This window comes from Nocardioides sp. (assembly GCF_036405735.1).
Lineage (GTDB): Bacteria > Actinomycetota > Actinomycetes > Propionibacteriales > Nocardioidaceae > Nocardioides.
Genome location: NZ_DASWXC010000073.1, coordinates 1 through 3,111, shown reverse-complemented (window position 1 = coordinate 3,111; position 3,111 = coordinate 1). Strand labels below are relative to the sequence as shown.

The window sequence follows — 3,111 nt, the reverse complement described above, 5'->3', positions numbered from 1 at the left end:
CGTCGCTGCGTTGGCCGCATTGAGGTCGATCTCGAACTGCTTCCCGTCGAGGGTGAAAGCGACGGTCTCATCAGCTGGCGCGCCGTCGAGGTCGTCGATGAGCTGTACCGTTTCGATTCGCGCCACTGTGTCACCCTCTGCTGTATTGATGCTCGGTGCCGAGGGTAGCGGATGCTCTGCGGGGGACATGCATTCCCCCGGATTAGAGATAGTGCGGGCCAGTGTTGTCGTGATGGCCCGGGCGGTGGCGCTTCCCGGGTGGTAGGCGAGGTAGGTGGCCAGGATCCGTAGGGCGGTCAGTGCCTCGTTCTCCCGCTCGACCCACTCGCTCCGGCGGGCGCCGCATGCGTTGCGGAACGCTGACTGAAGCTCACGGGACAGGGCGGTTCCTGCCACGATGACGGGGTCTGACATCACGGTCCTCTCGCACAGCACCGGGGATAGGACTCAGTGTGCGACAGGGGGCCGACAATTCTTTAGGCCCGCCAAGCCAGGCTCGGCGGACAAACCGACAGGAACGCGTTGCCGACCCGGCACAAGCGGCACGCCCCTCGAGAATCGGGCCGAGGTCGAGGCGGAGGCGCTGCTCAGCTGTCGCTGGAGGCCGGCCGCGATTGGGGTAGCTGACGGAGTGGCCTGATGAGGCGGGCGAGCATGGTGTGCAGGGCGGTGGTGTCACCGGCCAGCGAGAGCGCGGACGCGCGGTTGTTCTCGGCGGGGTCCATCGTGGTCCAGCGCAGCTCGTAGCCGGCGTCGTGGGCGAGCTGGGCCAGGAACGCCCGCTGGGTGCGCCCGTTGCCCTCCCGGAACGGGTGCAGGGCGTTGATGTCGCCCAGTAGCTCGGTCAGGCCGGTGACGAAGCCGTCGAGGTCACGCCCGCGCAGGACTTGCTCGGAGTGGAGGCGGTCGAAGATGTCGGCGGCGAAGGTCTCGAGGTGCTGGGGCAGGCAGAACAGCTGTCCCTTGCCGATGGACACGGTGCGCAGCTGACCGGCCCAGTCGTAGAGGTCGCTGAAGATGTGGTGGTGGAAGTCCTGCAGGTGGTCCAGGTCGTAGCGTCCGGGTAGCGGCGCCTGGCGCAGCTCGATCAGGCGTAGCGCGGTGAGCTCGGCCTCGGCCTGGGCGAGCTCTCCCGGATCGGTGATCCCCAGCCGGTTCCGCAGGACACCGGTGTCGAGGTCGAGGTAGGGGTCCGGGCCGGTCAACGGCGGTAGCGGGCCAGGACACGCTCACGAGCCTCGCCGGTGCTGACCGAGCCGGCGGCGACACCGTCGAGCAGAGCCAGGCCCTCCGCGCTCGGCTCCAGGCCCTCGGCGCGGACCGAGGCGAGTGCCTCGTCGACATCGGCCCGTCGCTGTGCCGCCCCGATGAGCTGTTCGTAGCGGGCCACCGACATCACCACCGCCTCGGGCTTGCGATGAGCACCGACGAACACCGGTTCCGCATTCGGGTCCTGCACCCGCTTCAACGTCGCCGCCAACGCCGTACGGAACTCACGAAACGACAACACCTCAGGCACCCACACACCATTGAGCGTACCCGAACGCGTACACGGTCGAGTACGCGCCGTGGAGTCGTTGAGGGCCACTGCGAAGGCCGGCCAGGTCACCGACGCGCATCCTGACCGCGCCGACGTCCGTAGGCGACGCGCGCTGGCCGCCGGCGACCCCGCAGCCGACCTCGCCGCCGCCTGGGTACTGCTTCCGGGCGGCAGCGCCGGGCCCTTCTTATCCGCCTACGGCGACATCGACGAAGCGACAATCCGGCGCGCCCGAGGACTTGCCGTGTCCAAGAGCCCGTTCCTCATACTGATGAGTCAGAACGGCAAACGCGGTCTGCTCGGCGGCAAGCGAGCAGGGAGAAACGACTTGCGAAGCTTCACGGTCAAGTCGCCGACCAGACGTCGAGCGAGCACGTCAACTAGTCGAATGAGTCATTCGAAGGAGATGCAGGGACATGACGGACGGTGGTGCCAGGCAGGAGCGTGCCAGCGAGCTATTCGACAAGGTGGCCAGTGCATACGCAGGCCACCGCCCGATCTACCCCGCACAGGTGTACGAGCGGATCGCCGATGCGCTCGCGACACCGCTCGACGAAGTGTTCGCCGCAGACATCGGAGCGGGCACGGGTATCGCGACAGCCGTGCTGCACGCCTGTTGCGCTTCGGTGGTGGCGGTCGACCCGGCGGACAACATGCTTGCCCAGCTGAGGGAGGCGTTGCCCGGCGTCGATACCGTGCAGTCATCGGGCGACAAGCTTCCCTTCAGTGACGACTCGTTCGACTTGGTGACCTACGCTCAGGCGCTGCACTGGACTGACCCCCAGCGGTCCGTGCCCGAGGCGATGCGAGTGCTGCGACCAGGCGGGCGTCTCGCTGTGTGGTGGAACGTCCCCGACTTCACCGTTGGCTGGGTGTCTGAGCAGCGGGACCGCCTCCGACAAGCGGCGCCCCGCTACCACGGTTTCGCTGGTTCCGACCTCGGTGAGCGGCTTGGTGAAGCTCCGTTCGGCCTCGTGGCGGAGCACCACTCGTTTCGTTGGACCCGCCCTTCAAGCCCCGACCGGCACGTGGCGAACCTCGCCACTCAGTCTTATGTCGTCGCGATGCCCGACGACGAGCGGGAGCGCTTCCTTGCCGACGAGGTCAGATCCCTGCGCGCTACGTTTCCCGACGGCGGGCTGGACGAGCCCTACGTCACCGCACTGACCATCGCCGCTCACCCTGACTGACCCCAGCGCTTCCTCGTGCACTGGCTTCTCAGCGTGGCGCCCTCGGACAAAGGACCGCGCGGCTTCGCGATTGGGGCGCAGCCCGGGGCGGGAGGCTCGTTGTCGCAGCAACCAGCCCAGACCCTGTGCCAGTCCGCCAGCCGGTCATGATGCCGGGCACCAGAGCAGGCAGGCGGTGCCACCGGCCGACGATGACCACTGAGTCATCGGCGCGGGCGGTGTAGTTCCTGCCCCAGCCGGGCGGCGAGCTGGACGGCCTGCTCGATCTCGGCGCGGCGGCTGGACACACTCTCGATGTTGAGCCCGAACGGGACACCGAGCCGCCGGCAGAAGGTGATGAGGTCGAGGGCACAGGACAAAGACTGCTCGTAGGAGGTGGAG

General features: G+C 67.8%; 4 protein-coding genes. 1 reads left to right on the top strand and 3 read right to left on the bottom strand.

Features of this window, described 5'->3' with window-relative positions; all coding sequences use genetic code 11:
• The 3 genes from VGE38_RS11900 to VGE38_RS11890 all read right to left on the bottom strand — a co-directional run.
• Positions 1-414: Lsr2 dimerization domain-containing protein (locus tag VGE38_RS11900; protein WP_331142758.1), on the bottom strand; the 414-nt coding region annotated here is incomplete at its 3' end.
• A 173-nt stretch (positions 415-587) separates the two neighbouring features.
• Positions 588-1,205: a Fic/DOC family protein gene (locus tag VGE38_RS11895; RefSeq protein WP_331142757.1), complete on the bottom strand. Its 618-nt coding sequence runs from the start codon at positions 1,203-1,205 to the stop codon at positions 588-590.
• Positions 1,202-1,519, bottom strand: a complete 318-nt coding sequence (locus tag VGE38_RS11890; RefSeq protein WP_253069336.1) for an antitoxin VbhA family protein — start codon at positions 1,517-1,519, stop codon at positions 1,202-1,204. The genes VGE38_RS11895 and VGE38_RS11890 overlap by 4 nt, the downstream gene beginning before the upstream one ends.
• A gap of 437 nt (positions 1,520-1,956) precedes the next feature.
• Between VGE38_RS11890 and VGE38_RS11885 the strand changes: the two genes are divergently transcribed.
• Positions 1,957-2,730, top strand: a complete 774-nt coding sequence (locus VGE38_RS11885) for a class I SAM-dependent methyltransferase (RefSeq protein WP_253069337.1) — start codon at positions 1,957-1,959, stop codon at positions 2,728-2,730.
• Positions 2,731-3,111: the final 381 nt, after the last annotated feature.

Bases quoted from the DNA above. Each gene is read 5' to 3' on its own strand.
- VGE38_RS11885 (WP_253069337.1), top strand. From the start codon at position 1,957: ATGACGGACGGTGGTGCCAGGCAGGAGCGTGCCAGCGAGCTATTCGAC.